Consider the following 25,041-nt stretch of genomic DNA (forward strand, 5'->3'; position numbering starts at 1 on the left):
AAGACAAATCCACAAAAAGGATTTGTCTTTTTTATTTCACGGACGTTGAATAAAAGTATACGGAATCTTTACTTGTTCGACTGTATCATTCAAAAACAAACGAAAAGCGGTTTCACCACATTGTTTCAAATGGTGATCAATTGTTGAAAAATTTAATAATTCACTGATCAGCATATTTTCCCTACCAACAATTGGTATTTTTTGTTTTTTGTAGCTTTGCAGGATTCCCGCTGCTACTGTGTCTGAATTCGTGAAAATGCCATCAATTCCTCGTTCCTTAAAAAATTCCCCTGCCATTTCCCCATGCTCGGTATCAATACACTGCCAGTAGACATCAGCTTCATTAAAGTCAGGAAAAATCTCTTTACACAGTTTTAATGTGATTTTCGAATTGTAACTCATTCGACCGGTTCTTCCTAAGGTGACACCTAAACGTTTGACACCTTGATCTTTTAAAAAGGATAAGCCATCAGTAATCGATTGTTTGCGATCAATATAGACACTCATTACTTCCAAGTCTTCGATCTTTTCGCAAAAGACGATAGGGCCATAGCGTTGATAATCAAGCAACAACTCTAAGGGATTTGCTCTTGATGTAATGATCAATCCGTCAAATGCTTTCGCCGCAAACTCTTCTAAATATTGTTGTTCCCGTTTTATTTGGTAGTTTGTTGGCAACAACGTCACTTTATAGCCCTCACTAAAAGCGACTTCAATGATTCCACTGAGCAACTGATCAAAATATGGGTGATTTGTGTAAGGTAAAATGACACCAATATTTTTAGTTTTTCCAGAACTTAGTTGTCTGGCATTGGCATTCGGTACATAATTTAATTCTTTGATCACTTTCAAGATCTCTGTTCGTTTCGCTTCATCGACATAAGGATGTTGATTGATGACACGGGATACCGTCGAAACAGAATATCCTGTTCGTTTGGCTATATCTCGGATGTTTGCCATGACTACTGTTCGCCACCTATACAAAAAGATTTTCTTGTAGATAGTCTACCACAGCAGGTCCACATTCGAAAAATTGATACAATGTTCCTTGGTCATAGAAACTGATTCGTTGACCACCCCAATAATTATCCTTGGTCAAACCAGAAATATCTGCTAAATTGATTTTTTTGATCACCGATCGATTAAGGCCTTGAAAACTAGACAACACGAGCATGGAATCTTTAAACTCAACAAATGCGTAAAAACATTGATTCTTGGTGCCTTGCGTTGCTTTGATATAGGTATTCATAAGAAGCCCTCCTTTATTTATGCTTTGAGTATACGGTATGAAACGCGTCTCATAGCAAGGAGTTTGCTTCTTTTATTCTTCTGGTTCACCTAGATTAGGATCTAAACGGTTTGCAGCCAAGATAAATGGTGCCCAAATCAAAGCAGCGACTAAGAGATTGACGATCGTCAAGACAATGGCACGCCAGTCACCTGCGGTTGCTAAGAACCCACTGATAATCGTTGGCATGACCCAAATCACATTTACCACCACTGGGCGAACAAGGCCTGCCATTGTCGCAAAGTAAGCAATGGTTGCCGTTACAAGTGGTGCGACGATGAATGGGATCATCAACAATGGATTCAATACGACTGGTAGACCAAACATCACTGGTTCATTGATATTGAACAAACCAGGAGCAATCCCTAGCTTACCAACTGTTTTATAATCGGCACGTTTTGATAAAAATAAAATCATGACGATCAATACCAACGTTACGCCGGCACCACCAGGCCATACGAATGCTTCAAATGAACCTGCTACCCATTTGAAGGGGATTGGCTCATTATTTTGAAAGGCATTGGTATTTTCGACCATCGCTGTACCATAAAGTGTCTGTAACACTGGTGACATGATATTTGTTCCATGTAATCCAAAGAACCAAAGCACATGAACAAGTAACACGATAATAAACACTGCGCCATACCCTTGCGATAAATTCATCAAAGGTTTTTGAATCGCTTCAGAGATCCAGTCAATCAATGGTACTCCTGCTGTTTGTCGGAAGATATAATTGATCGTTCCCACAACATATAAAGAAACAACTGCAGGAATGATTGCGGCAAAAGCACGTGCAACTGCTGGTGGCACTGATTCTGGCATTCTGATAATAATTTTTTTACGCATCAATAGTGCAAAAATGATAACAGAAATAAAACCAAAGATCATAGCTGTAAAAAGACCAGAACCACCCATGTATTTCCCAAAGTTGAAATAACCCCATGCGCCCATCGAAAGCGTCTGTCCACCACCATCAGTACCATCAGCAATCACGCCGCCTGCGGTAGTGATCATGTCCATAGCATCTTGTGACAATTTTTCTGGCAACGTCAAAACAGCTGTGGCAGCATCAGGTAATCCAATAATAAATGCAACTAAAGATACAATACTTCCTGATACAGGGTCCACTTCATATGCCTTTGCCAAATTTGCGCCTAGTGACAATGCGAATACGACTGCCATAATCGCTAACGTCCCATTCCAAATCAGGCCATTGACACCAATTACTGGTGTAAAAAAAGTCGTAATGGCATTCCCTTCACCTAGATACGTGTTAGGAAAATCACGCATAAACGCATTCAATAGCACCGCAATTGCCCCAGCCATCGTTGCCGGCATGGTTCCAATAAACGCATCACGTAAAGCAACCAGATGCTTTTCCGAACCAATCTTCGTGGCAACTGGCAAGATATATCTCTCCATCCATTCCATCAATTTATTCATTTTCATCCTCCTACAATTCGATCTTCCATCATTATGAATGCGTATACATTATAATGATATCACAAATATAGCATAACTTTGTGAACTTCGCTAGCGAAAGAGTGAAAGAAATGTTAAAGGAAATAAATTTTCTTCCATAGATTGAATCGATGAAATAATAATACAACAATTTGATGATTGGCTTGTCAATTTAGTGATTTGCCCATTTTTTATTTACAATATGAATGCACAATCTCATTACGTCACACTCAATTTTACCCTGTTTATGCTTTTTTCTAAGAAGACAAAAAAAAGAAGAACCTTGATTGAACAAGGTTCTTCTGGAGTTATTACATCATGCCGCCCATCATTGATGGATCCATAGCTGGTGCAGCAGGTGCTGCTGGTTCTGGTTTATCTGCCACAACTGCTTCAGTTGTTAATAGTAATGCAGATACAGATGCTGCATTTTGTAATGCTGAACGAGTTACTTTTGTTGGGTCAACGATTCCGGCTTCCACCATGTTTACCCATTCACCAGTTGCTGCATTGAATCCTGTTCCTAAATCAACATTTTTCAATTTATCAACAATAACTGATCCTTCATAACCAGCATTTTCAGCAATTTGGCGAATTGGTTCTTCTAATGCACGAGTAACGATCTTGATACCTGTTGCTACGTCGCCTTCTGCTTCGATCATCGCTACTTTGTTGATCACGTTCACTAATGCTGTACCACCACCAGAGACCATGCCTTCTTCAACAGCAGCACGAGTAGCGTTCAAAGCATCTTCAATACGTAGTTTCAATTCTTTTAATTCTGTTTCAGTTGCTGCTCCGACTTTTACGACTGCTACTCCGCCGGCAAGTTTCGCTAAGCGTTCTTGTAATTTTTCACGGTCAAAGTCTGAAGTTGTTTCAGCGATTTGGTTTTTGATCAATTGAACACGTGCATCAATAGCTGTTTTATCGCCTGAACCTTCAACGATCGTTGTGTTGTCTTTATCCACAACAACTTTTGAAGCATTTCCTAAGTTTTCGATTGTTGCATCTTTCAATTCTAATCCTAGGTCATCTGTGATCACTGTACCACCAGTCAAGACAGCAATATCTTCTAACATTGCTTTACGACGGTCGCCGAAACCTGGTGCTTTTACAGCAACAACATTGAATGTTCCACGGATTTTATTCAATACCAATGTTGGTAATGCTTCGCCATCCACGTCATCAGCAATGATCAATAAAGGACGTGATTGTTGTAAGATTTGTTCTAATAAAGGTAAGATATCTTGGATATTTGAAATTTTCTTGTCAGTGATCAACAAGTATGGATTTTCCAAAACAGCTTCCATTTTGTCGTTGTCTGTTACCATATATTGTGACAAGTAACCACGGTCAAATTGCATACCTTCTACGACATCTAATTCTGTTTCGATTCCTTTAGATTCTTCAATTGTGATGACACCGTCATTGCCGACTTTTTCCATTGCATCCGCAATCAAACGGCCCACTTGTTCTGAACCAGAAGAAACAGCCGCAACTTGTGCAATAGCCTCTTTTGAGTCAACAACAGTTGAGATGTTGTGTAATTCTTCCACTGCTGTTTTAGTGGCTAATTCGATCCCACGACGAATACCTAATGGGTTAGCACCAGCTGTGACGTTTTTCAAACCTTCACGGACAATTGCTTGAGTCAATACAGTCGCTGTCGTTGTACCATCTCCAGCGATATCATTTGTTTTTGATGCAACTTCTGAAACTAATTTTGCACCCATGTTTTCAAAATGATCTTCTAATTCGATTTCTTTTGCAATCGTCACACCGTCATTTGTGATCAATGGAGAACCATATGATTTTTCTAAAACAACATTACGGCCTTTTGGTCCTAATGTCACTTTTACTGTATCTGCTAATTTATCTACACCACGTAACATTGCTGCACGTGCATCTTCTGCAAATTTTAATTCTTTTGCCATTTTTTCGTCACCTCATCAATTATTTTTGTTTTGTACTTACTCAACAATCGCCATGATATCTTTTCCAGAGACGATCAAATATTCTGTTCCTTCAAATTTCACTTCTGTACCGGCATATTTTTCAAACATTACTTGGTCGCCTACTTTAATAGCTGCAGGAACTTTTTCACCGTTTTCTAGCAAACGTCCCTCACCCACTGCTACAACTGTTCCAGTTTGAGGTTTCTCTTTCGCTGATGAAGCTAAAACGATTCCTCCAACAGTTTTTTCTTCTTCTTGCGCGACTTCAATGATGACGCGATCACCTAATGGTTTTAACACGATAAATCCCTCCGATAACTCTTTTTTTGAATCCATTAGCACTCTATCACATCGAGTGCTAACCTACATTTTTAATAATACTCATTCTCCTATTCTTTTGCAAGCTTTTTAAATCATAGAAAAAAAATTTTTAAAGAAGATTGTGAAAAAGCCGATCAGCTCCAAGTATTAAGGCAAAATTTGAGAAAATAGCTTCTCATATTTTTTCAAGTTTTGACTTAATATTGAAGGAGCTGGCTTTTGAACACCGTTTATCATAGGTCATGAAAAAGCCGATCAATACTAACTGATCAGAGAAACATCTTGATATGGTATAATGAACAATGGATAGTGTTTAGTAACACAGAAGTTGATTAAGCTACTAAGTTTCTTCAATTAAAGTTCAACGAACGGTTGCTTTTCCTATATTATTAGAGCAAGAAAGAAAGTTACACTTGGCTTTTCACTTAGCTCAAGGAGGTTTCATATGTCATTAAAAAAATATAGCTTTTTTAGCATTTTTTGTTACGGGCTAGTATTTGTCTCGCCTTTACTTCTGACATCTGTCGGACTTGTAAATTCAACGTCAGGTTTGATTAATGCTACAACAGTTGCGTATATCTTAGGTGCAATCATTCTGTGGTTCTTGTACTTCAGGCATAAAGAACCCATAGAAATCGAAGCAAACGTACCAGTTGCTTCTCGCTCAAAAATCATTTTATATGGAGTAGTTGGTATCTTTATCGCTCTAATTTTACAAAGTATTGCGGTTATGATCGAGAGTTTCTTTTTTGGAGAAGTCTCTCCATCTGAAAATACGCAAAATATTATCCAACTGATTTTAGATACTCCTGCTTTTATTATTGCTACAACTATTGCCGGACCAATCATGGAAGAATTTGTATTTCGTCGCAGTATTCTTGGCATCGTTGGTCACTATACCAACTTTTGGGTAGGTGCAAGTGTTAGTTCCTTGCTCTTTGCATTAGCACACAATGATGGGCATTTACTCGTCTACTTCTTTTTAGGATTTTTCTTTAGTTTACTATACCGATCCACTGGACGAATCTGGGCACCAATGATTACCCATATTGGTATGAACACTCTAGTTGTCATTGTACAATTGGCATTGCAACAAGGTTTACTGTAAAAAATAAAAAAAGCCTGTGACTTTCATCATCAGGCACTCCCTATAATAAAATAAATAGCATTCAGGAGGTAACTCCTTACGAAAAAAGCGGTAAATCCCAAAAATTCCTTCAAATTTTCGGACTTTACCGCTTATTTTTATGAGCCGATCACTTCCGTCACAACTGATTGATCAAATTGAAAATAATTCTGTTGCAGCATCCGGGTCAGTGTCGTACACATTGAAATCATATCCCACACCTAGATCTTTTTCCTTAAGAACATTTTCCATAGTCAAATGGGCCAATTCTTTCATATTGTTTTCTTTACTTAAATGGCCTAAATAGATTCGTTTTGTACGATCGCCAATTACATCAGTCATCACTAATGCACCATCTTCATTCGATAAATGACCACGATCGCCTAAAATACGTTGTTTCAAATTCCAAGGATACGGCCCCATACGCAACATCTCTAGATCATGATTGCTTTCCATCAAGTACCCATCAGCATTTTCAATGATCCCTCGCATATGATCACTACAATAACCCGTATCCGTCAGCATGACAAATGAACGATTCTCTTTATGGAAACGATAAAATTGTGGTGCAGCTGCATCATGAGAAACACCAAAACTCTCGATATCTAAATCGCCAAATGTTTGGACTTTCCCCATCTGAAATAAATGTTTTTGTTCAATTGGGACATTTCCGATCATCGGAGCCATAGCTTCCCATGTTTTTTCATTTGCATAGATATCTAAATGGTACTTACGCGCCAAAACACCTACCCCATGAATGTGATCTCGATGTTCATGTGTCACAAGAATACCGTCTAATTGATCGGGCGTCCGACCGATTTGTGCCATTAAGGAAGTAATTTTTTTCCCACTCAGTCCTGCATCTACCAGAAGTCGCTTTTTGTCACTCTCGATATATAATGAGTTTCCTGAACTCCCACTTGCAAGGATACTGATTTTAAAAGCTGTATTTCCTTCAGCCATTTTACTACTACTTCCCTTCTTACTTTGTAAACTTTTTTCATTATACCTACTTTTTTAATGATCTTCCACCTTTGGGATCGAATTATTTGTAATAATCGTATTACTAAATGCATTGACCGTTTCGATCTGATAAGTCTTATCCGGCGTTTCAATTGCAACATACCACACCGGTACATACACATTTTTCTCTCGTACTTTCAAAATACGAGAGTAAGCCAGCTGACGCCAAAGGATATTCGATCCTCGAGAGATTTTATTATTTACATACAATGTATTAATAGCTTCTTCTTCCGTATGCAATTCTGTTTTTTCTCGCAACTGTTCAATATTCGTTAAGTGGGTTTGAGTATACTTCAAAATGCGATACTCATCCCCCTTTTTTTCGAGGGAGAAAATAAGTTTAGCTGTATCATCATAGAATGGCAATCCTTCATACGTTTGGCTCGCTGTGATTTCAGGAGAATCACCTTCTAATACAGAGAAATTTTTCATATAGATATACTCATTACCAAATAAAACATCTTCCTCGTTATCCAAAAAATCATTGAGTGAACTTGCTATGCGATTTGGATCAAGGACTTTGCTTTCAGATTCAGAGTCCGATAATGTTTTAGTCAATATATTATCATTGATCGAAACTCCACTTTCTAATAAACCACGTCGATTATTATCTTGGCGATACTTGAACAACGTTTGACTCAGTTCCGTTTCTTCCGCACTTAAATAGTAGCCTTGCTTACTTTCAGAAGAGAAATCACCCGTATAAGTAATATCATCATTTGCTAACCGTTTTTTGATTGATTCTGTCTGATCTGAGCGTATTACCGTATGCTCTTGGTTGATCGATTCATGATAACTACTAAATAAAAAAACATTCAGTCCTAGAAAGGCGACGAAGAAAATCCATTCAATTTTTTTGAAATCCATAGTTACTCCGCCTCCTTCTCAGGTAGTTTGGTCAATAATTCATTTGCAGAATACCATTCTCCTTGATATTTCACATACCACTCTGGGAATAGATCAACCACCCGATTTGTTTCTTCGATGTTTTGCCATGTATAGCCAACAATAATCAACTCGATTTTCGATTCTTCTGCCCCATTATCTACTAATTCCTGATATACATCGTCGGTGCTAGGCAACTCGACTTCTTCATCTGAAGGAATCGGGACTTGGATGGTATTTAAACTCGTTTGGATACTTACTTGATTATTGACTTGCTCATTACCGATTTCGATTGCAACTTTTCCTTTACTGTCTGAACCAAATACGGGAAATCCTTCTACAAAAATACGATAATCGATTGTATTCTTATTACGATCAAAATATCGAACATTGCCTAACGCGCCACCTAGTTTGCTGACATAAGGAAAACTGTCCGTAAAAATATTGTTTGGTTCATCAATCGTCGGTAAATCTCCTCTAAAATCGACGATCTGATTTTCTGAATGGATCGTCATTGTTTCATTGCCATCATAAAAAATCAATTCCGTACTTTCATCATTGTTTTTAACCGCATCTGGCTGGGAAAAAAAAGCATTCCGAAAGACGGTGTATGGTTGCTGAGATAAGATATAACTGTATTTTTTTAGTTTCATTGGTTCTTTGATACTGTGCTGTGTTTCAATTCTTTCTGGCGTTCTGAATACAGGTGTCCAGTTGACATCTGAAGAATTCAAATCATGTTCTATTTCTTTCCAATCCATCGATAGACTGGCTTCGTAAATCGTCCGCTGATCATAATCAATAAAACTAACTTTTTCGTCTTTTAGATCAAATTGGACACTCGTAAAATAGACATCTTCATTTTGGACTGAACCTAGATCAATATTCAAACCAAATGCTTTCACATAGCCACTGAGTAGATAAGGTGCGTTATAAGAGAATTCGATTCCTTCATTGAGAGACTTCTTTTGATTGAACTTCTCTTGGTCTGCTTCCACGACTTCTGTCAGCTTGCCAAAACGAGCACCTTCGATCAACCCATGTATTTGAGAAATCAGGTTCTCACTATTCGTTTCTTTCACTGTATCTGTTTGAAACCATGCGAGGTGTAAAGGCAAATAAATTTCTGATGCTTTACGATAGCTTTGTGATTCAATCACTTGTGAATTGCTCTCTTCTAAGTTGATTGAAGTTTTCCCTGCTGGACTCAACCAAATTGCATAAGAGAAGTACAGGCTTAATGCAACCATCAAGATCAAACCAATTCGTATAAATTTTTCAGAAATCTTCATTCCCACCATTCCTCCTCATACGGTTCATAAGGTAAAGAAATATAGAAGGTTGAACCTTGTCCCTCCTTACTTTCTGCCCAGATTGCGCCACGATGTGCTTTCACTACTTCGCGAGAGATTGCTAAGCCTAATCCTGTTCCACCTTGCGCTCTAGCTCTTGCTTTATCCACTCGATAAAAACGTTCAAATACACGATTCAAATCTTTTTTAGGGATACCTAGCCCTTGGTCTGTAATACTTAAAATCACATTGTTATGTGTTTCAAGCAACCGGCAGGTGATTGCTCCCCCATCGGGTGAATATTTGATTGCATTGTTCATGATATTGTCAATAACTTGAATAATTTTATCTGTGTCGATCTCGACCCACAGATCTCGTTGCGTAAATTCTCGACGGATCGTATAATTTTTTTCTTGATTACCTACCATCATATCAAAACGATCTAACACAAAATTAACGAGTTCATTAAAATTGACATATTCTAATTGTAATTGAGTATTCCCCGTATCCATGCGAGATAGGTTCAGTAGATCATTGATCATGCGGATCATACGATCGGTCTCATCTAAGGTCACTTTTAAAAAGTTCGGTGCGACTTCTTCGTCCTTCCAAGCACCCTCACTAAGTGCTTCGATATAACTACGCATACTTGTTAAAGGCGTACGCAACTCATGGGAAACGTTCGATACGAACTCACGACGTTCCCGTTCTGTTTTCTCTTGTTCCGTTACATCATGTAAAACTGCAACCAACCCACTGATAAAGCCAGATTCTCGACGGATCATCGAAAAATCGACGCGTAAAATCATCTGGTCAGCTTCTCTCGCTCCAGTTGATCGATCTAAAATCATTTCATTCGGATCTTCTAACAGTTTTCGTAACGTGTATTCTTCTTCAATTGCTAAAAGGGTCAAGATTGACTGTCCGATTGCTTCTTCTTTTTTCAAGTCTAATAATGAGACAGCCATATCATTGATCGTAATGATCTTCCCTCGACGATCGGTTGCGATAACACCATCTGTCATATGTGACAAGACGCTATCTAACCGATTTCGTTCAGCTTCCATTGTATCCTGCGCTTCCTCGATCCGTTCTGCTAGTTGGTTGAACGTTTCAGCCAACTGACCTAATTCATCTTGACCATGGACCTTTACTTTACGGCTATAATCACCACGCGCAATGCGGATCGCTTGCTCACGCATCTCACCGATCGGTTGCGTAATGGAACGTGCGACCAGAACAGACACAACCATTGAGATAAATGCAGCAATTAACGAAGCCGTAAAGAAAATTAGTGCTGTATTATTGATTTCTGAATATTTTTGTTCGATATCACTTTTGACGTAAAGAGCCCCGATGACGGCGTCGCCGGTCGGGGACAAAATCGGTTGAATATTGATATTTACTCGTTTTCCGTCATCATCTAATGCGACATATCGTTTGGTTGTAAAATCATTCATATCGACGTAATCATTCTTTTTGCCGACTGAACCTTGTTCGCTTACCTCTGTCGTTGCTCGAATGATGCCTTTTTCATCCACGACACGGATCTCAATGATATCACTTGAAGCACTGGTCTCAATAAAACGCTTGATATTCCCATTGACATCATCGATAGTCGCACTTTCATTGCCTTTCCCATTCAGTTCTGGACTGATCGTTGTCGCTAATGTTTCGACTGTTTGGTTCATATCTTTGATAAAGGTATTGATCGTTGAACGTTCCAATCCTCTAATAAAATAAGCACCTATAATTTCAATTGAGATCAGTAAAATCAAAATAAATGTAATAGCTATTTTGAAGTTTACTGATCGAAAAAAACGGACTTTTCCTTTCATCCAATTACTCCTGTTCTTGATTACGCAAGTAATACCCTACGCCTCGGCGTGTAACTAAATAGCTAGGATGACTTGGATTATCCTCGATTTTTTCACGCAAACGACGAACGGTCACGTCTACTGTACGAACATCACCAAAATAATCATAGCCCCAAACGGTTTGTAACAAATGTTCCCGTGTCATGACTTGACCAATGTGTTTTGCTAAATAAAAGAGCAGTTCAAACTCACGGTGAGTCAATTCAATCGTTTCGCCACGTTTCGTCACCATATACGCATCGGGATGGATCGTTAAGTCCCCAATGATCAGTTCAGAAGGTGTGACTTCTTCCACTTCTTTGGTAGCAGAAGCGCCACGTCGAAGATTTGCTTTCACACGTGCCACTAATTCACGATTAGAGAACGGTTTGGTCACATAATCATCTGCTCCCAGTTCCAAACCTAACACTTTATCGATTTCAGAATCCTTAGCTGTCACCATGATGATCGGCATATCAAACGTTTTTCGTACTTCACGAGCCACTTCTAAGCCATCCATTTTTGGTAACATCAAATCTAGTAAAATCAAATCAGGTTCCACTTCGGCTACTTTTGCTAAAGCTTCTTCCCCATCATATGCTGTATAGACGTCATAGCCTTCTTTTGCTAAGTTAAATTTGACGATATCCGAAATCGGTTTTTCGTCGTCGACAACTAGTATTTTTTTCATAAAGAGCCACCTCTTAGTTAGTATTGTCATTCTGTTCTATTATACCGCATTTCTTATCAGGTTTCATCTTTCTAAAAAAATAGGAGGTTATTGATAAAAATTGCATGATTGAACAGGCGGATTCAGATTCCTACACCCCCCCACGAATCTCACTTGTCGCTTATCAAAGTATGCAATTAGATGATTATAAAAATAAACCGCTAACTCGGAAAAGTTATAGCGGTTTATTCTTGCTTCATTGACTAAAGATCCGTATAGGGTAGCTCAAATCAAATATTTCATACATAAAAAACTATTTCGATTATTGAGAGTCACCAGAAAACATGCCAGTGATCGAATCCCATATGCCACTAAAGAACCCTTTGATATTTTCCCAAAGCCCTTTTGATTTTTCTTGAATTTGCTTGCTCGCCTCAGTCAAGTCTAATTCTTTCACGAAGTCTTCAAAAATATTTTTATCTTTCATTTCACTCATCAACGAAGTTATTTCTGTGACTTGATCGCTTGTCATTACATCTTCTAGTCCATTATCCTTCAGAGCTTTTTCTACTGTCGTTTGAATATCCGCTTGTGTCAGCTCTTTGCCGTCAGCAGTCTTAGCTGCTAACTCTTCTTTCGCTTGCTCCTGTGCTTTATTTAATGCTTCATCGGAATAGCCATCTTTGTCTTTGTTTTCTTCTGTGATAGACGATAAAACATCCATCTCATTTTGAGCCACGCTGACACGGTCTTGATTAATGATGCCCCCTGACTCTTCAACGATTTTGTACACACCAGCTAAAGCACCTGAACCATCGATCGGTACTGCAGATGCGACCGTCAATTTTGCATCGGTAATCCCAGCTGTTAACGCTGCATTTTGATACTGAGCGGCTGTGATTCGTGTGATATTTTCTGGTGTCGCGATATCAACAGTGATCCCTTCGCCTTCAGCGAGCGTCTGCATACGTACAGAACTATAAACTGCCCAGTCTTTGGTAAATCCACCGTCAGGAATATAGGACATCAAGTCTGTACCGGACGTTTTATAGATCGGTGTTTCTCCTTTGATCCCTAATTTATCTAATGTATAAGTTTCTTGTTCTTTCGTTAACGCATTACCGATTGCTACTGCATTGATCTGTAATCGTTCACTAGAGCTGGTTGTCGTTGTTGAATCGGAAGAATGCGTAGCAACTGTCGAGTCGACCGTTCCTGAAATTGGGACAATACTTTGCGTTGTTGCTGTCTCGTCTGCTAATACGATTGGTGTTGCTAGTAAAACTTGGCTTGAGACCAAGAGAGTGGCAATAAGTTTTGTTTTCTTCATACATAACCTCCATGTAGCTGTTTTCTGTTTTAAACATTGTACTATAAGGTCTATAAGATAACCTACGCCTCAAGGCTGATTTGAAAAGAATCTTATACTATCTTTTAAGATTACGAGTGTTTTCTTAGCTATTCCAAACTTTTTAGACTTTATCTTTCATCAAAAAGCCCAACCTCCGAATGTATCCGAGTGTTGGGCTTGGGCTATCTCCTTATTCTTCTAAGCTTCCTAGTTTCCCATTTGTATGAATCGATTTTTAATAGCGTAATTGTAATAGGATCGGCGATTGATTTTCTAATACTTCTGTTTCGGCAAAGATAACTTCTCCTCCGTAACGCATGACTTCATAAATGATTTCATTGACGATATCTTCGACGTAGCCTTCGTCACTCGGTGAGATATCTACTAATTTGACTTGATGATCTCTAATCACCGCCTCTTGATAGTAAGCGTGATCTACAATCAATTTTTGCCCTTTTCCTTTAATTACTTGTCTGTAGATGTTGGCTACATCACGCTCTACACGCCCTTGGTTTTCCATTCCTACTATAGTGTGTAGTATCGTCTCTTTTTGATGACGAATGTATTCGTGAATCACCTGATTTGCTTGCTCTCCTATTGCCAACTCATTTTCGCCACTATCAACTGTAAAGTTCCCATAGATTTCTCCAACAATCCGTTCATCTTTATGTGAAATCTGTTTATATGTCGCAATATTTTCTGTTGTTCCAGCTAAAATGATTGGGTGTGGATGACGATTCAAATAAGGTTGTAACTCAGAATCAATCCATTTGAAGAACTCTTTTTTGTAATTCGTTTGAACACTTCCCATTGAATTCAATACGCGGTCTTTTGCCCAGTAGCCTTTATTCCTGATTGGGAAATGTGCGTCTTTCACTTCTTGTATCAGCGTATCATCTACATATTCTAGTAAACGTGAACAATCCATCCCAATCGTTAACACATAATAATGGTTCATTTTACTTTCACTTCGTAAGATTTCTTTTGTATGGAAATACGCATCAATAACAAATTGACTCTCCAACACAAACGGTACTTCGATTTGTTCATTGACGCTTGGCGAAATAAAATAGACAATGCTTCCTCTTTTATGCGTAGGTTGAAAGTCTTTTAACACTTGATCGATTTTACGAATCATTGTTTTCGCCGCTGTTCCTTCCCTTTCTTCCAACTCTAAAATAATCTGTTTTACTAGATTTTTTAACACTAGTTTGTATTTTTCAGCACTTTTCTCGTCATTTGGCATCCCTAACATGATCGTTACCGCTGGATTTTCTCTGTGGGCACTTAATTCTAAATAATTCATTTTTAAACTCCTTCTTTCTACCTAAAAATAAACTGGCATAGTGATCAATCGATATGATCCGCATTTCTATGCCTACTTTAATGATATTGGTTAGAGCGATTCTAAGGTCAACCTAATTTTTTATACAAAATCAAAAATGCCGGAATTGTGTTTTTTCTTCTCCAAAAACTCTTGAAGCATGTTCCATTAAATTCAAAAATTAAATTTCCCCATAAAAAATCCCGCCCTAGAGAAGTCAGACGAATATCTAACTTCTACAGAGCGGAATTCTATTTGCGATTCTTTTAGTGTCCACTATTTTTTTCTAATTATTTTAGATAAAAAATAATGCTGTTCTTTGATGATCACTTAGCTTCGATCATATTATGGTTCAAGTATTTGCACACCGATCCCTAATAAACCTGGGCCAGTATGGACAACCAATGCCGGTGAGATTTGTCCAAAATAAATCTCTTGGACATTAGGGAATTCACGTTCAAAACGAGCCTTCATTCCAATTGCTTCTTCTTCCGCCGCACCATGTGCGACTGCCAAGTTGAAGACTTTTGCATCCCCGACAGCTTCTTTCACATAGGACATTGTCTTGTCTAAACTTTTCTTTCTGCCTCGTGCTTTACCTACTGTATAATAGATGCCCTCTTCATTACAAGAGATGATAGGATTCAATTTTAAGGCATTTCCTAAAATTGAGGCAACTAGACCGATACGTCCGCCTTTTTGCAGGTATTCAAGTGTTGCTACATTGAAAAAGACTTTCGTTCGTTCAGCTAATGCAACTAATTCATCGATCAGCGTGTCCCATTCCATGCCATCTTCGATCCATTTTGCAGCTTGGATTGCTGTAAAACCGGCGCCAATACCAATATTTTTAGTATCTAATACATGTGTTTGGATTCCTTCTTGTTCTTGTGCGACAAGACGAACCACATTATTCGTCCCGCTCAAACCACTTGAAATAGTGATTGCTAGAACTTTATCATATCCATCATTTTTGATTTGATCAAAAATCTTAGTGATTGATTCTCCATCAGGTAACGAGGTACCCGGAATTTCCTCAGGTAAACGCTTATAAATCTCTTCAGGAGTAATATCGACTTTATCTGTATATTCTCTATCTTTATAAATGATTTTCAAAGGGATCACATAAATATTGTACATATCGATGATTTCTTGTGGCACATCTGTTCCTGAGTCTACTAAAATCGCAATCTTATTCTTCATTTTCTTTCTCCTTTTTTGCCTCTTGTAAATATTCGCTTTCTAAACTGATCGTTTTTTCTGCTAGTAGCTTCATTGCAAAAGAAATCGTCGCTGAACGTACAGCAACATATTCTAATGGAAGTTCTTGATTCAATAATTGTTCATGTTGTTTTCCTTGGGCTAATTGACTGACCATTCGTATCGCATTTTCTTGTTCATCACAAAAAAGATTGTATGCTTCACGGATGCCCACTGTTTTTCCTTGAAACAAAATTCCTTCTTTGATTTCAGGAATCGTCAACACTTGTTTAAGCGTTGTGATAGCAATCAGAAATGCCACATGTTGTTTGTTGTATCGCTTTTTGATTGGCGCCGGTACTAAACCTAGTTTCACATAATTATTAACCATTGAAGAAGTTAACAAAGGATGTTTTTCTCCTTGGATAACTGGTGATAAATGACGATCTACTAGTGTCTTGACTTGATCCATGTATAGCTCCAAGTCTGGAAGTTCTTCCCAATGTGGTAAACGAAACGTTTCGATACTGACAGCCCAATCAATTAATTGCTGACGCATTTTTTCCATTATGAAAGCTCCTTTAATATTCTCATTAATATCTTATCAAAGTTTTCAAAAACATTCAATCTAGTTACTCAAACTAGATAAATTAATAACAAAATCAAACATCGATAACAAGCGTTTAAACGATGCTTGTTCTAGATTCTTCTTGGAATAAAAAAAGACCCGCCATTTTCATGACGGGAAAAGGAGTAAAAAAATGAAAAAGTGTTATGGGTTGTTCTTTTGCAAGAACTTTGTTGGTTGGGATACATTTATCATAACGGTCATTTATGAATAAACTATGAATGAATTTCTAGGAAGTAGTAAAGTTTTCGTAGATTTTTTATTGTACGTGCCTTGCATTTTAAAATGCTTAGTGCTACTATAATAAAGTACTTTTTCATATGGGCCGTTAGCTCAGTTGGTAGAGCAGCTGACTCTTAATCAGCGGGTCGCGGGTTCGAGCCCCTCACGGCCCATTGGGTGCCAAACCCACGTCACCAGTACACTCTTGGCTACTTCGGTAGTTTGGAAAAGAGTGTGCGTGGTGACATTTTTTTGTTTTAAACCTTTTTTAGATTACCTTGAAAAAGGCATACAAGGGAGTCATTATGCCCTGTTGATCATTGAGATGCTTACATGATTATCATTATCTTTCATACTTATCTATTTACTCCCCAAAACATTTCGCCTCTAAGTAGTTAATCTATGCTCTTTTCAAGAATCAAAGTAATTCGGTCTAACTTTTTAGGAAGAACTCCCACTTCTCAGACGTCTTTCAATGATAGATTGCTGCCATTTTTTATAAATATTAGAAACCCTTTGATTCAGCCTCCCTCTTTTTCCCGTTAACTTTAAACTAACTTAATAGCACTTCGTTAGTTTATTTATCAACAAGGAGGTATTAGATTTTAGTAACTGTTTAAGTCCCTTCAAATCCTTTCCCTTATTCTTTTCGTTTCTTTTTGCTCCTCCAATAAATACCAAAAAAGCGTTCCATCAACATTTGGTTAACGAAACGCTCTATACATTGTTAAATTATGAATTCAGGTGTTCTTCATTTATGATGTTCAAGAATAGATCACTTTTTCTTATTAAGATAGCTTCCCTATCCACTCCATAGAAACATTATATTTCAGTGTTCTTTTGGGTTATCTTTCTATCGATCCTATTCCTCTTTGTTTTCTATCAGTACTCAAATTGGCGATAGTAGCGTCGAATTTCTAGCGGGTGGCAATTCATTTGTTCGACATAGGCATCAATCCGCTGTGTTACGCAATGCATCAATAAGTGAGATAGCACTCGGCCACGATATTTCTCACTTATTCCTGAAACAGGATAATCCTTCGTATCGATCAATGTATAGTTTGCACAAATTTTTGGCAACAATTTAGCAACTCTTTCTGATAATGGGCGTTGTTCGTCTTCTCCTAAAAACACGGTGACAGGTGTAGTTTCATCAACGATTTCCAACGTTCCGTGAAGAAACTCAGCAGCATGGATCGATTTTGAACGTAACCAGCTTTGCTCCTCCCAATAGCACATAGCATAAGAATAGACAGCACCCCATTGATTTCCTGCACCGATAAAATAATGCATCGCATCGTGACGATGTTTCTCCGCAAATGCTCGCCCAAATTCATCCGCCTGCTTTTCAGCTTCTACTAATCCTTTTGCTAAATATTGATACAATTCTCGATAGTAGGCGTCGTAATCAGGAAAATCCCCATGGTTTTTCATCAATCGATCGGCAACCATAAAGAATTTGATTTGTTCGGTTCCCGGTGCAGGATACGTGATGACATGATCACATTGTTCCGCCAAAATACTGCCTTTTGAATCAATAAATCCTAGTAATGTCGCTCCTACTTTTTTGATTTCTTCAACTGCTTTAACCACTTCTTGTGTCGTTCCAGTAACAGAGGACAAGATGACTAACGAGTCTTTGGTCAAACGACGGTTGCCGGTTGTATAATATTCTGCCGCATGTTGGACGTAAACCGGTAAGTCACTTTTTCCATTAATGTAAGTGACAGCTTGCATCGCAGAAGCATAGGTACCGCCAATTCCTAGATAATAGATGGCGTCAAAGCCTTTTTCGTCAATGGCGTCGACTAATTTTTCAACTTCTGGACGTAACGCTAACATTCCTTGGATATCATCAATTTGTTGTTGTTCATTAAATTTCAGCATCTTTTCCACCTCTAAATTTTACTTTTTAGCACTTGATCAAAGTCATCAAAAATACGTTTACTCAAATCGATCCCTTTAGCAGCAGCCCCGAGAGAGGAGAAAATTTGGAACGGAATCACTAAGAGCAAAGAAGAAAAAGTTTCTTCACATGCAACATCCAGCCCAAGTGTATCGGGATTCTTTGCCGCTGCTGTGGTGATCGTATAAGCTTTTCCCACATGGGATGCTAAATAATCATGCAACAGTTGGGCTCTTGATTGATTCGGGCTTGGTGCTTCAATAAAGAAAAGCACATGTTTATGGTTTGCTTCAAGATACGGCCCGTGCATATACGCTTCCAATTCAAATCCTTGCGAAGGCACTCGAATCGTTTCCGTAAATTTCGTTTCAAATTCTTTAGCGGTTCCCCAGTTTGGCCCATAACCGACTGCCACAAACCGATTCGCTAGTTTAAAAATACTTGCGTTTTTCTCAAAAAAATCAATTGTCTTAGCAATGACCTGAGGAATGGCTTCAATCATTTCCTCTAACTGATTTTTGATCATCGACACTTGGTCGTCGGATAATATACCTTTACTGTAGCCAATAGATACCCCCATTAAATAGAGTTGCAATACTGTTGCTACATATCCTTTGGTCACGAATCCAACGGTCTCGATCCCAGTTCCTAGATCAATGCTTTCGTTAACTTTTTGAGCAAGGGGACTTTCGGGATCACTGCTTAAACCGATCGTATAAATATCTTGCTTGGACAACTGCGCCACTGCATCTATCGTAGAAGCACTTTTTCCGCTTTGTGAAACCGCCAAAACTGTTTCGATATCTTTAGAAAGATTTCCGTAATGGTTAAAGTGGTATGGCTCTTCAATCGTGACAGTGATCTGCGCTAATTTCTCCATTGCGTACTTTGCTGCTAAACAGGCATTGGCAGAAGAGCCCGTTGCCAAAATCAGTAAATTCTCGATTGCAGCTCTTTTTTCTTCTTTTTTAGGAACAAACCCCTGCAAGATCTCAACTAGTGTTGCTTGCTCTTCTTGTATATAGTCCATCATCGTTGCCACAACAATTCCTCCTTAAAAGAGTCCAATCAAGGATCCTAAAATACCTACGACTGCTAATCCCAGCAGAATAATTAGCGGTTTGACTTCTTTTTTCAAAAGATAGAAGACAGCCCCAAAGGCACCCAATGACAATATTTTCGGAACGATATCATCAAAGATGCTTTGAACCGTAACTGCATTTTCTCCTGAACCAATCTGCAACGGAATGTTGATATCGATCATCGTAGCGGTCATTCCTCCTACGACCATCAAACCAATGATTGCAGCACCATAGGTTAAACTTTCCATCAAACCGTTTTCCTGAATTTTCTTTAAAAATCCTGTCCCAAGTTTATATCCCCAACCAGTCGAAAAATAACGAAATAGTAGATGAGGAACATTGAAAATCACTAGAAACAGAATCGGACCTAGGATATTTCCTTGTAATGCCAATGAAGTTCCTACCCCAGTAGCAATTAGCCGCAACGTTCCCCAAAAGAAGGAATCACCGATTCCCGCTAAAGGCCCCATCAAAGAGGTCTTGATGTTATCGATCGCTGAAGAATCAAAATTTGGATCATTGACATTTTCTTCTTCCATCGCCGCATTGATTCCTAAAATAAGCGTGACGATATGCGGGGTCGTATTGAAAAATTCCAGGTGACGTTTCAACGCATCGGCCATCGATTCTTTTGTTTTGTAGAGTTTCTTTAAAATCGGAATCATCGCATAGACATAAGCTAGGTTCATCTGTCGCTCATAGTTCCATGAGAACTCCATTTGAAATGAACGCCAGAAGACACGATTCAACTCTTTTTTGGTAATTTCGGATTTCTCATTAGAAGTCTTCATCATCATCTAGTACCTCCCCTGAAGTCATTTGAATAGATTGCCCTTGTCCACGAATGTTTCTTAAATTCACGACTACAACAGCCGTTATTGCTCCGAAGATTGCAATCCCTGTAACAGGAATCTCTAAATAAGCTGCTAATGCAAAACCTAAAAAGAAGTACGGTGCAACTTGTTTGTTAATCAGTAACCTAGCCAACATGGCAAATCCAAGGGCGGGAATCAAACCAGTTGCGGCAGATAGGCCGTTCTGTACAAAGGCTGGAATCATAGCCAATAATTTACTAATCGTATTGCTGCCTACCATAAAGGAGATCGTCACTACAAGGGCTAACATCAGGGATAAGCCAAAACCTGCTAATAAGTGCATTCGTTCTACACCTTTGTAGTTTCCATCAGCCGCGTACAAATCGGCTTTTTGGTTCATCATTGGGATAAGCAGCCCCAAGTAAACATTTTTCAAGATAAGGGTCAAGGTAGCGATTGGAAGTCCCAACAGTAAAGCCGTCTCGGTTCCCGCTCCTGCCGTAATTGCGAAAGCTGTGCCCAGAATCCCTCCGGTTACGACATCTGGTGGAATAGAAGCACCGACAGAAAACGAGCCAATAAAAGCTAATTCAAGTGTTGCACCCATAATAATTCCAGTGTTTATGTCCCCCAATACGATTCCTGTAAACAACCCAGTGACAATCGGACGCGACAGTAATGACGTTCCTAATGCGTATTCAGACTGCGCAATAAATGCAACAATTCCAAGTAATATTGCTTGCAGCATCTCTTTTGCTCCTTTCTTTATAAAACATCTTCGACAGCGACTTTTTTATCCGAAGGTACTTGACGGATATCGATAGCGATTCCTTTTGCAACCATTTTTTTCAAAAGTTCTTCTTCTACTGGTAAAACATTGACTGCTTTGCCAATATTTTTAGAGCCTTCTTTGGCTTTGATCCCACCTAAATTGATTTTGTCGATCTCTGGACAGTTTTCTGCTAACTTATACGCATCTTTGATGGAATCAACTACGATGAATAATTTGTATTTATCCGTCACACCGCTTTGCAGGGCATGAATTGAATCCTCAATTGATTTGATCACCAGTTTTACGCCTTGCGGTTTTGCTAATTTGATCGTTGTCTTACGAATATCATTTGTCGGTACATCATCATTGGCAATCAAAATACAATCGGCGCCTAAATTTTGGGTCCAAGAAAATGCGACTTGGCCATGTAATAGCCGATGATCGACTCGTGTCAAAATAATCATGTCGTCCCTCCTAAAATTCTTCTTCTTCGATTTCTTTTGCTATACTATCATTGCAAAACTGGATCATCTCTTTCGAATTGGCCAGCGTTTGGTGGATCGTTTCTGAGATTGCACCTCCTCTTTGAAATTGTGTCGTCAATTCAATCAGCAATGGCAAATTCAAACCTGTAATCAAGTAAAAATTTGGTTGTTGGATATAACGCAAAAATTCATTGTTCACGCTACCACCGAAAATATCTGTGATAACGATCACTTCAGAATGTTTATATGTTTGCATCAAGGTATCCACCGTTGTCGTCAGATCAAATGTTTCTTCCACATAGCAGTCAATCGCAAAGACTGATTGTTTTTTACCGCAGATAAGTTCTAACGAATGTAAGATTCCTGATGCAAATCGTCCGTGTGATGCTAAAATAACGATTTGTTCCACTGCTTTCACCTCACTTTGCTCCAAGTTACACTTTACTAAACGCAAAAAGCGTGCCAAAAAAAGTGGCACGCTTTTCTTATTGATTAAAAATCCGCTTCACCCATTGAATAATCAGTGTTTCCAAATAAAACATCATAAATGTAGCAAACTTCAGATTCCGGTATCGCGACACTGTAAACCTTCTCAATGACACTAAACGCTTTTTTGATTTCATTCAGCTGTTTTTCATGACACTGGAGTAATGTGTCGCTGGCATGATAATTATCAATAGCTTCGTTTCGAATAAGGCGCTCAATCAAACAACTCGTATGGACAAACAACGCAAGTTTGCGATCATTGGTGATTCGTTGCTGCCACATGCGTTCCAGATCTCCCGCGAAAAATTCCATTTGGGAAATTACTTTTTCTGTATCTAGAATCGTGACCGATTGAATCACTCGATCCAATGAAAAGTTTCTTACTAATTGATTGTTCACGTAGGCAATCATCTCTTCATCCAATTCTTCCTTTAGCCAACTTAATAACACTTCTGTCCCAGCGCCTGAAATCAGTTCTTCTAAAGAAATAAAGGGAGCCAGCTCTTGGCGAGGTTTAGTGGTTCCTATAATACCAACAACATCATAAGATGTTAATATTTGTTTCATATGTTCACTATTTTCCAAATGGTTGAATTCATAAGGAAGGATCCGAATCTGTAAATGATCAGGAATACTTTTTTCTAATAAGGTGGAGATTTGAACAGCGGTTCCAATTCCAGTCGAACAAGTCGTAATGACAACTTTCTCTTTTTTAACTTTTGGAAGAATGATCTCCCATTCATTTTGGTGGTAAGCATTTACCCGCTCAGGAATCTCTCTCAACGAAACGTGCTGCTGAATGCATTCTCCGACAGCGATGGCTACACTTGTCGTTACATTGTTCATCATGACAATCGGTACCGTCAATTCTGGGATATATTGATAGACTTCTTTCAAAGAACCCATGTCGAACAAGACAACGAGTCCATTAGATACATCGTTTTTCTGAATATATGCAGTGATCCTTTCCGCAATTTGCTTAGGAGTAACTTCTAATGGCATATCAAAAGATTGAAAAAACGATTCATTCAGTAAACGGTTCGCAACATTTGCGATACTGCTGGCAGTTGCATAGCCATGGGCTACTATGATGCTTCGTGGAAGCAACGTTTCTTTGGAATATCCCATATCATTGATATAAAGTGCAAAAATGATTCGGTCCATACTCGTTAGTTCAATATCCAATGCTTTTTGCACTAGCCCTAACAGATTTTCGGTGTAGCGGTCACTTGTAGAATAATGCTTTTTAACACTTTTCAATAGGTTTTCTGTCAATAAAAACTTTTCTTGATCATCTGGCAGCCATTCCACATTTCTCCGCAGCCATAAATAATAACTGATCGTATAGACCATGCTGCCGTTAAAGCTGATTTGGAAGGAATGCTCGATCTGCTCCATCATTCGCTGGACATGCTCGGTCACAAAAATCATTGTCCGTTGCTTTTGTTCTTGCTTATGATCAAACAATAAATTTTCGAACAGCCTTTCGATTACTTGAGAAATAGGATCAGCGGCAGCTGCAAAGTCCTGCCCTGTCTGGACATAATTGAGTAGGATCTGTTCATACGTTTGAATGATCTGTTGTTGTGCGGGTTCACTTTCCACAGTCAACTGCTGGATTTGCATTTGCCCATCAATCAGAACTGGTTCCATCGTCGCTAGTTCATTGGGTTCATCTGTTAATTGCAGTAAATGTTCTGGTAAATGATAGACCGTGACCGCTATTTTTAGGGCTCCCCGTTTTAGACTGGCGGTGTAGCTTTTGGCGGTAATGATTTTTATCGTGCTTTTCAATTCCCCGACGTTTCCCGAAAAATGACCGGTTGTCAGGATTTCGATCACTTGAGGTGAGATTTCCAAAGGCAGGCCGATTCGTTTTTGTTCCTCATAGAACGCTTGCAAAATCAGCTGTTTCCGTTCGGAAATCGTCCGTTCTACCAAAGCAGGCAGTGTTGCTTGAATTGGGATTCGTCGCAAAAAGGTTGTTAGAAATGTTTGTTTCAAATCTTCAGTCGTCGCAAACACCAGCCGACAATCCACTGGGGTTGACCGGCTCGTATCCCCCATTCGATAGATAACCCCCTGATCCATAAAAGTGAATAATTTTTCCTGTCCTTCGGCATTCAGTCGATGAACTTCATCTAGGAATAGTACCCCCCCGGCTGCTGCTTCAAATGCACCTCTACGATTTTCTTCTGCTCCAGTGAAGGCTCCTTTCACATGTCCAAATAAATTACTCGTCAATAGCTCATGGTTATTGGCATACTGCGCACAATTGATCGTGATCAGCGGAGCATCGCTCTCTAATAATTCATTTTCCACACAATAATGATGGAACATTTTTACAAGAAAACTCTTCCCAGTTCCACTTTCCCCCGTCAGCAAGAAGGGAAGCCCACCATTTGGATAGAAGGCTGCCATCTTGATCTGTTCAATCACTTCTGCCAGACTACCTTTGCTACCGATTACACTGGAAAAAAAATCTTCTTTTCGATCAAAAAAGGGCTTTTCTGCTCCAACAGCAGCTAGACTATCATATACGTTTTGGGTTAAGGGATAATTTTGGATTTCAAATGCCTGTTTATGAAAAAAATACACTGGCCGGGTAGTAATTTTTACTAGATGGCTTTCTTCCGTTAACTGATTTAAATAGTGACTGATCGTGTTTCTCTTGACTGAAAACTTCTCGGCGATATCCTTTGCAGTAAAAATATCGCTTACATTTTCGATAGAGAAAAAAGCTGTTTGATTTTGTAAGTAAGCAAGTAATTGTTCTTTCATCGTCGTTCTCCTTATCCTCTTTATCTGATTATCATAACTTAACAGGCTAAGACTTACTATACAATGAATAATAGAGCAATTATTCTTTTAAACCACAAAAAGTAGCATC

The 25,041-nt window shown here is 38.8% G+C and carries 22 protein-coding genes and 1 tRNA gene; 2 read left to right on the forward strand and 21 right to left on the reverse strand.

Annotation, left to right across the window (positions count from 1 at the left end):
• Window positions 1–36: 36 nt before the first annotated feature.
• From IGK01_RS11755 to groES, 5 genes are all read right to left on the reverse strand, one after another.
• A complete protein-coding gene (locus IGK01_RS11755) occupies window positions 37–960 on the reverse strand; it encodes a LacI family DNA-binding transcriptional regulator (RefSeq protein WP_023520313.1) in 924 nt (307 codons plus the stop codon).
• 16 nt (window positions 961–976) lie between these two features.
• Entirely contained in the window at window positions 977–1,249 is a 273-nt protein-coding gene (locus IGK01_RS11760) for a hypothetical protein (protein WP_010736683.1), read from the reverse strand.
• Window positions 1,250–1,321: 72 nt separating this feature from the next.
• Window positions 1,322–2,731: a PTS sugar transporter subunit IIC gene (locus tag IGK01_RS11765; RefSeq protein ID WP_409173605.1), complete on the reverse strand. Its 1,410-nt coding sequence runs from the start codon at window positions 2,729–2,731 to the stop codon at window positions 1,322–1,324.
• Between the two features lie 329 nt (window positions 2,732–3,060).
• The gene (gene groL / locus IGK01_RS11770) at window positions 3,061–4,686 is read right to left on the reverse strand and encodes a chaperonin GroEL (protein WP_010736685.1); all 1,626 of its coding nucleotides are present in this window, start codon (window positions 4,684–4,686) and stop codon (window positions 3,061–3,063) included.
• A gap of 36 nt (window positions 4,687–4,722) precedes the next feature.
• Complete coding sequence (gene groES / locus IGK01_RS11775; RefSeq protein ID WP_019723198.1) at window positions 4,723–5,007, reverse strand: co-chaperone GroES; 285 nt, start codon at window positions 5,005–5,007, stop codon at window positions 4,723–4,725.
• Between the two features lie 466 nt (window positions 5,008–5,473).
• Between groES and IGK01_RS11780 the strand changes: the two genes are divergently transcribed.
• Window positions 5,474–6,136 carry a CPBP family intramembrane glutamic endopeptidase gene (locus IGK01_RS11780; protein WP_010736687.1) on the forward strand — a complete coding sequence of 221 codons (663 nt, stop codon included), beginning with the start codon at window positions 5,474–5,476 and terminating at the stop codon, window positions 6,134–6,136.
• A gap of 171 nt (window positions 6,137–6,307) precedes the next feature.
• Here the strand turns inward: IGK01_RS11780 and IGK01_RS11785 are convergent, their stop codons facing one another.
• The 9 genes from IGK01_RS11785 to IGK01_RS11825 all read right to left on the reverse strand — a co-directional run bounded on the left by IGK01_RS11785 (window position 6,308) and on the right by IGK01_RS11825 (window position 16,323).
• On the reverse strand, window positions 6,308–7,117 hold the full coding sequence (locus IGK01_RS11785; RefSeq protein WP_023520314.1) for an MBL fold metallo-hydrolase: 810 nt from the start codon (window positions 7,115–7,117) through the stop codon (window positions 6,308–6,310).
• A 54-nt stretch (window positions 7,118–7,171) separates the two neighbouring features.
• Window positions 7,172–8,044 (reverse strand): two-component system regulatory protein YycI, encoded by an 873-nt coding sequence (locus IGK01_RS11790; protein WP_010736689.1) that lies wholly within the window; start codon window positions 8,042–8,044, stop codon window positions 7,172–7,174.
• A gap of 2 nt (window positions 8,045–8,046) precedes the next feature.
• Entirely contained in the window at window positions 8,047–9,354 is a 1,308-nt protein-coding gene (locus IGK01_RS11795) for a YycH family regulatory protein (RefSeq protein ID WP_409173607.1), read from the reverse strand.
• Window positions 9,351–11,192, reverse strand: a complete 1,842-nt coding sequence (gene walK, locus IGK01_RS11800) for a cell wall metabolism sensor histidine kinase WalK (protein ID WP_010736691.1) — start codon at window positions 11,190–11,192, stop codon at window positions 9,351–9,353. Before walK ends, IGK01_RS11795 begins: the two co-directional genes overlap by 4 nt.
• A gap of 4 nt (window positions 11,193–11,196) precedes the next feature.
• A complete protein-coding gene (gene yycF / locus IGK01_RS11805; RefSeq protein ID WP_019723593.1) occupies window positions 11,197–11,901 on the reverse strand; it encodes a response regulator YycF in 705 nt (234 codons plus the stop codon).
• Between the two features lie 301 nt (window positions 11,902–12,202).
• On the reverse strand, window positions 12,203–13,210 hold the full coding sequence (locus IGK01_RS11810) for a DUF1002 domain-containing protein (RefSeq protein WP_010736693.1): 1,008 nt from the start codon (window positions 13,208–13,210) through the stop codon (window positions 12,203–12,205).
• 256 nt (window positions 13,211–13,466) lie between these two features.
• Window positions 13,467–14,537 (reverse strand): baeRF3 domain-containing protein, encoded by a 1,071-nt coding sequence (locus tag IGK01_RS11815; protein WP_010736694.1) that lies wholly within the window; start codon window positions 14,535–14,537, stop codon window positions 13,467–13,469.
• A gap of 363 nt (window positions 14,538–14,900) precedes the next feature.
• Window positions 14,901–15,758 (reverse strand): DegV family protein, encoded by an 858-nt coding sequence (locus IGK01_RS11820; RefSeq protein ID WP_409173608.1) that lies wholly within the window; start codon window positions 15,756–15,758, stop codon window positions 14,901–14,903.
• Complete coding sequence (locus IGK01_RS11825; protein WP_010736696.1) at window positions 15,748–16,323, reverse strand: DUF1836 domain-containing protein; 576 nt, start codon at window positions 16,321–16,323, stop codon at window positions 15,748–15,750. The genes IGK01_RS11820 and IGK01_RS11825 overlap by 11 nt, the downstream gene beginning before the upstream one ends.
• 382 nt (window positions 16,324–16,705) lie before the next feature.
• On the opposite strand from IGK01_RS11825, the gene IGK01_RS11830 reads away from it, so the two are divergent.
• Window positions 16,706–16,778: transfer RNA gene (locus IGK01_RS11830), tRNA-Lys, on the forward strand.
• Between the two features lie 709 nt (window positions 16,779–17,487).
• Here IGK01_RS11830 and IGK01_RS11835 read toward each other — a convergent pair.
• The 7 genes from IGK01_RS11835 to IGK01_RS11865 all read right to left on the reverse strand — a co-directional run bounded on the left by IGK01_RS11835 (window position 17,488) and on the right by IGK01_RS11865 (window position 24,932).
• Window positions 17,488–18,492: an SIS domain-containing protein gene (locus tag IGK01_RS11835; protein ID WP_438840783.1), complete on the reverse strand. Its 1,005-nt coding sequence runs from the start codon at window positions 18,490–18,492 to the stop codon at window positions 17,488–17,490.
• 11 nt (window positions 18,493–18,503) lie between these two features.
• Window positions 18,504–19,553: an SIS domain-containing protein gene (locus IGK01_RS11840; protein ID WP_023520316.1), complete on the reverse strand. Its 1,050-nt coding sequence runs from the start codon at window positions 19,551–19,553 to the stop codon at window positions 18,504–18,506.
• Between the two features lie 12 nt (window positions 19,554–19,565).
• A complete protein-coding gene (locus tag IGK01_RS11845; RefSeq protein ID WP_175401369.1) occupies window positions 19,566–20,384 on the reverse strand; it encodes a PTS system mannose/fructose/sorbose family transporter subunit IID in 819 nt (272 codons plus the stop codon).
• On the reverse strand, window positions 20,371–21,156 hold the full coding sequence (locus IGK01_RS11850; protein ID WP_023520318.1) for a PTS mannose/fructose/sorbose/N-acetylgalactosamine transporter subunit IIC: 786 nt from the start codon (window positions 21,154–21,156) through the stop codon (window positions 20,371–20,373). The genes IGK01_RS11845 and IGK01_RS11850 overlap by 14 nt, the downstream gene beginning before the upstream one ends.
• A 17-nt stretch (window positions 21,157–21,173) precedes the next feature.
• Window positions 21,174–21,644: a PTS sugar transporter subunit IIB gene (locus IGK01_RS11855; protein WP_010734330.1), complete on the reverse strand. Its 471-nt coding sequence runs from the start codon at window positions 21,642–21,644 to the stop codon at window positions 21,174–21,176.
• A gap of 10 nt (window positions 21,645–21,654) precedes the next feature.
• On the reverse strand, window positions 21,655–22,074 hold the full coding sequence (locus tag IGK01_RS11860; RefSeq protein ID WP_041684509.1) for a PTS sugar transporter subunit IIA: 420 nt from the start codon (window positions 22,072–22,074) through the stop codon (window positions 21,655–21,657).
• A gap of 83 nt (window positions 22,075–22,157) precedes the next feature.
• Window positions 22,158–24,932, reverse strand: a complete 2,775-nt coding sequence (locus IGK01_RS11865) for a sigma 54-interacting transcriptional regulator (RefSeq protein ID WP_438840784.1) — start codon at window positions 24,930–24,932, stop codon at window positions 22,158–22,160.
• Window positions 24,933–25,041: the final 109 nt, after the last annotated feature.

The organism is Enterococcus sp. AZ080 (assembly GCF_051714945.1).
Classification (GTDB): Bacteria; Bacillota; Bacilli; order Lactobacillales; family Enterococcaceae; genus Enterococcus_B; species Enterococcus_B pernyi.

Bases quoted from the DNA above. Each gene is read 5' to 3' on its own strand.
- IGK01_RS11755 (WP_023520313.1), bottom strand. From the start codon at position 960: ATGGCAAACATCCGAGATATAGCCAAACGAACAGGATATTCTGTTTCG.
- IGK01_RS11760 (WP_010736683.1), bottom strand. From the start codon at position 1,249: ATGAATACCTATATCAAAGCAACGCAAGGCACCAAGAATCAATGTTTT.
- IGK01_RS11765 (WP_409173605.1), bottom strand. From the start codon at position 2,731: ATGAATAAATTGATGGAATGGATGGAGAGATATATCTTGCCAGTTGCC.
- groL (WP_010736685.1), bottom strand. From the start codon at position 4,686: ATGGCAAAAGAATTAAAATTTGCAGAAGATGCACGTGCAGCAATGTTA.
- IGK01_RS11780 (WP_010736687.1), top strand. From the start codon at position 5,474: ATGTCATTAAAAAAATATAGCTTTTTTAGCATTTTTTGTTACGGGCTA.
- IGK01_RS11785 (WP_023520314.1), bottom strand. From the start codon at position 7,117: ATGGCTGAAGGAAATACAGCTTTTAAAATCAGTATCCTTGCAAGTGGG.
- IGK01_RS11790 (WP_010736689.1), bottom strand. From the start codon at position 8,044: ATGGATTTCAAAAAAATTGAATGGATTTTCTTCGTCGCCTTTCTAGGA.
- IGK01_RS11795 (WP_409173607.1), bottom strand. From the start codon at position 9,354: ATGAAGATTTCTGAAAAATTTATACGAATTGGTTTGATCTTGATGGTT.
- walK (WP_010736691.1), bottom strand. From the start codon at position 11,192: ATGAAAGGAAAAGTCCGTTTTTTTCGATCAGTAAACTTCAAAATAGCT.
- yycF (WP_019723593.1), bottom strand. From the start codon at position 11,901: ATGAAAAAAATACTAGTTGTCGACGACGAAAAACCGATTTCGGATATC.
- IGK01_RS11810 (WP_010736693.1), bottom strand. From the start codon at position 13,210: ATGAAGAAAACAAAACTTATTGCCACTCTCTTGGTCTCAAGCCAAGTT.
- IGK01_RS11815 (WP_010736694.1), bottom strand. From the start codon at position 14,537: ATGAATTATTTAGAATTAAGTGCCCACAGAGAAAATCCAGCGGTAACG.
- IGK01_RS11820 (WP_409173608.1), bottom strand. From the start codon at position 15,758: ATGAAGAATAAGATTGCGATTTTAGTAGACTCAGGAACAGATGTGCCA.
- IGK01_RS11825 (WP_010736696.1), bottom strand. From the start codon at position 16,323: ATGGAAAAAATGCGTCAGCAATTAATTGATTGGGCTGTCAGTATCGAA.
- IGK01_RS11835 (WP_438840783.1), bottom strand. From the start codon at position 18,492: ATGCTGAAATTTAATGAACAACAACAAATTGATGATATCCAAGGAATG.
- IGK01_RS11845 (WP_175401369.1), bottom strand. From the start codon at position 20,384: ATGAAGACTTCTAATGAGAAATCCGAAATTACCAAAAAAGAGTTGAAT.
- IGK01_RS11850 (WP_023520318.1), bottom strand. From the start codon at position 21,156: ATGCTGCAAGCAATATTACTTGGAATTGTTGCATTTATTGCGCAGTCT.
- IGK01_RS11855 (WP_010734330.1), bottom strand. From the start codon at position 21,644: ATGATTATTTTGACACGAGTCGATCATCGGCTATTACATGGCCAAGTC.
- IGK01_RS11865 (WP_438840784.1), bottom strand. From the start codon at position 24,932: ATGAAAGAACAATTACTTGCTTACTTACAAAATCAAACAGCTTTTTTC.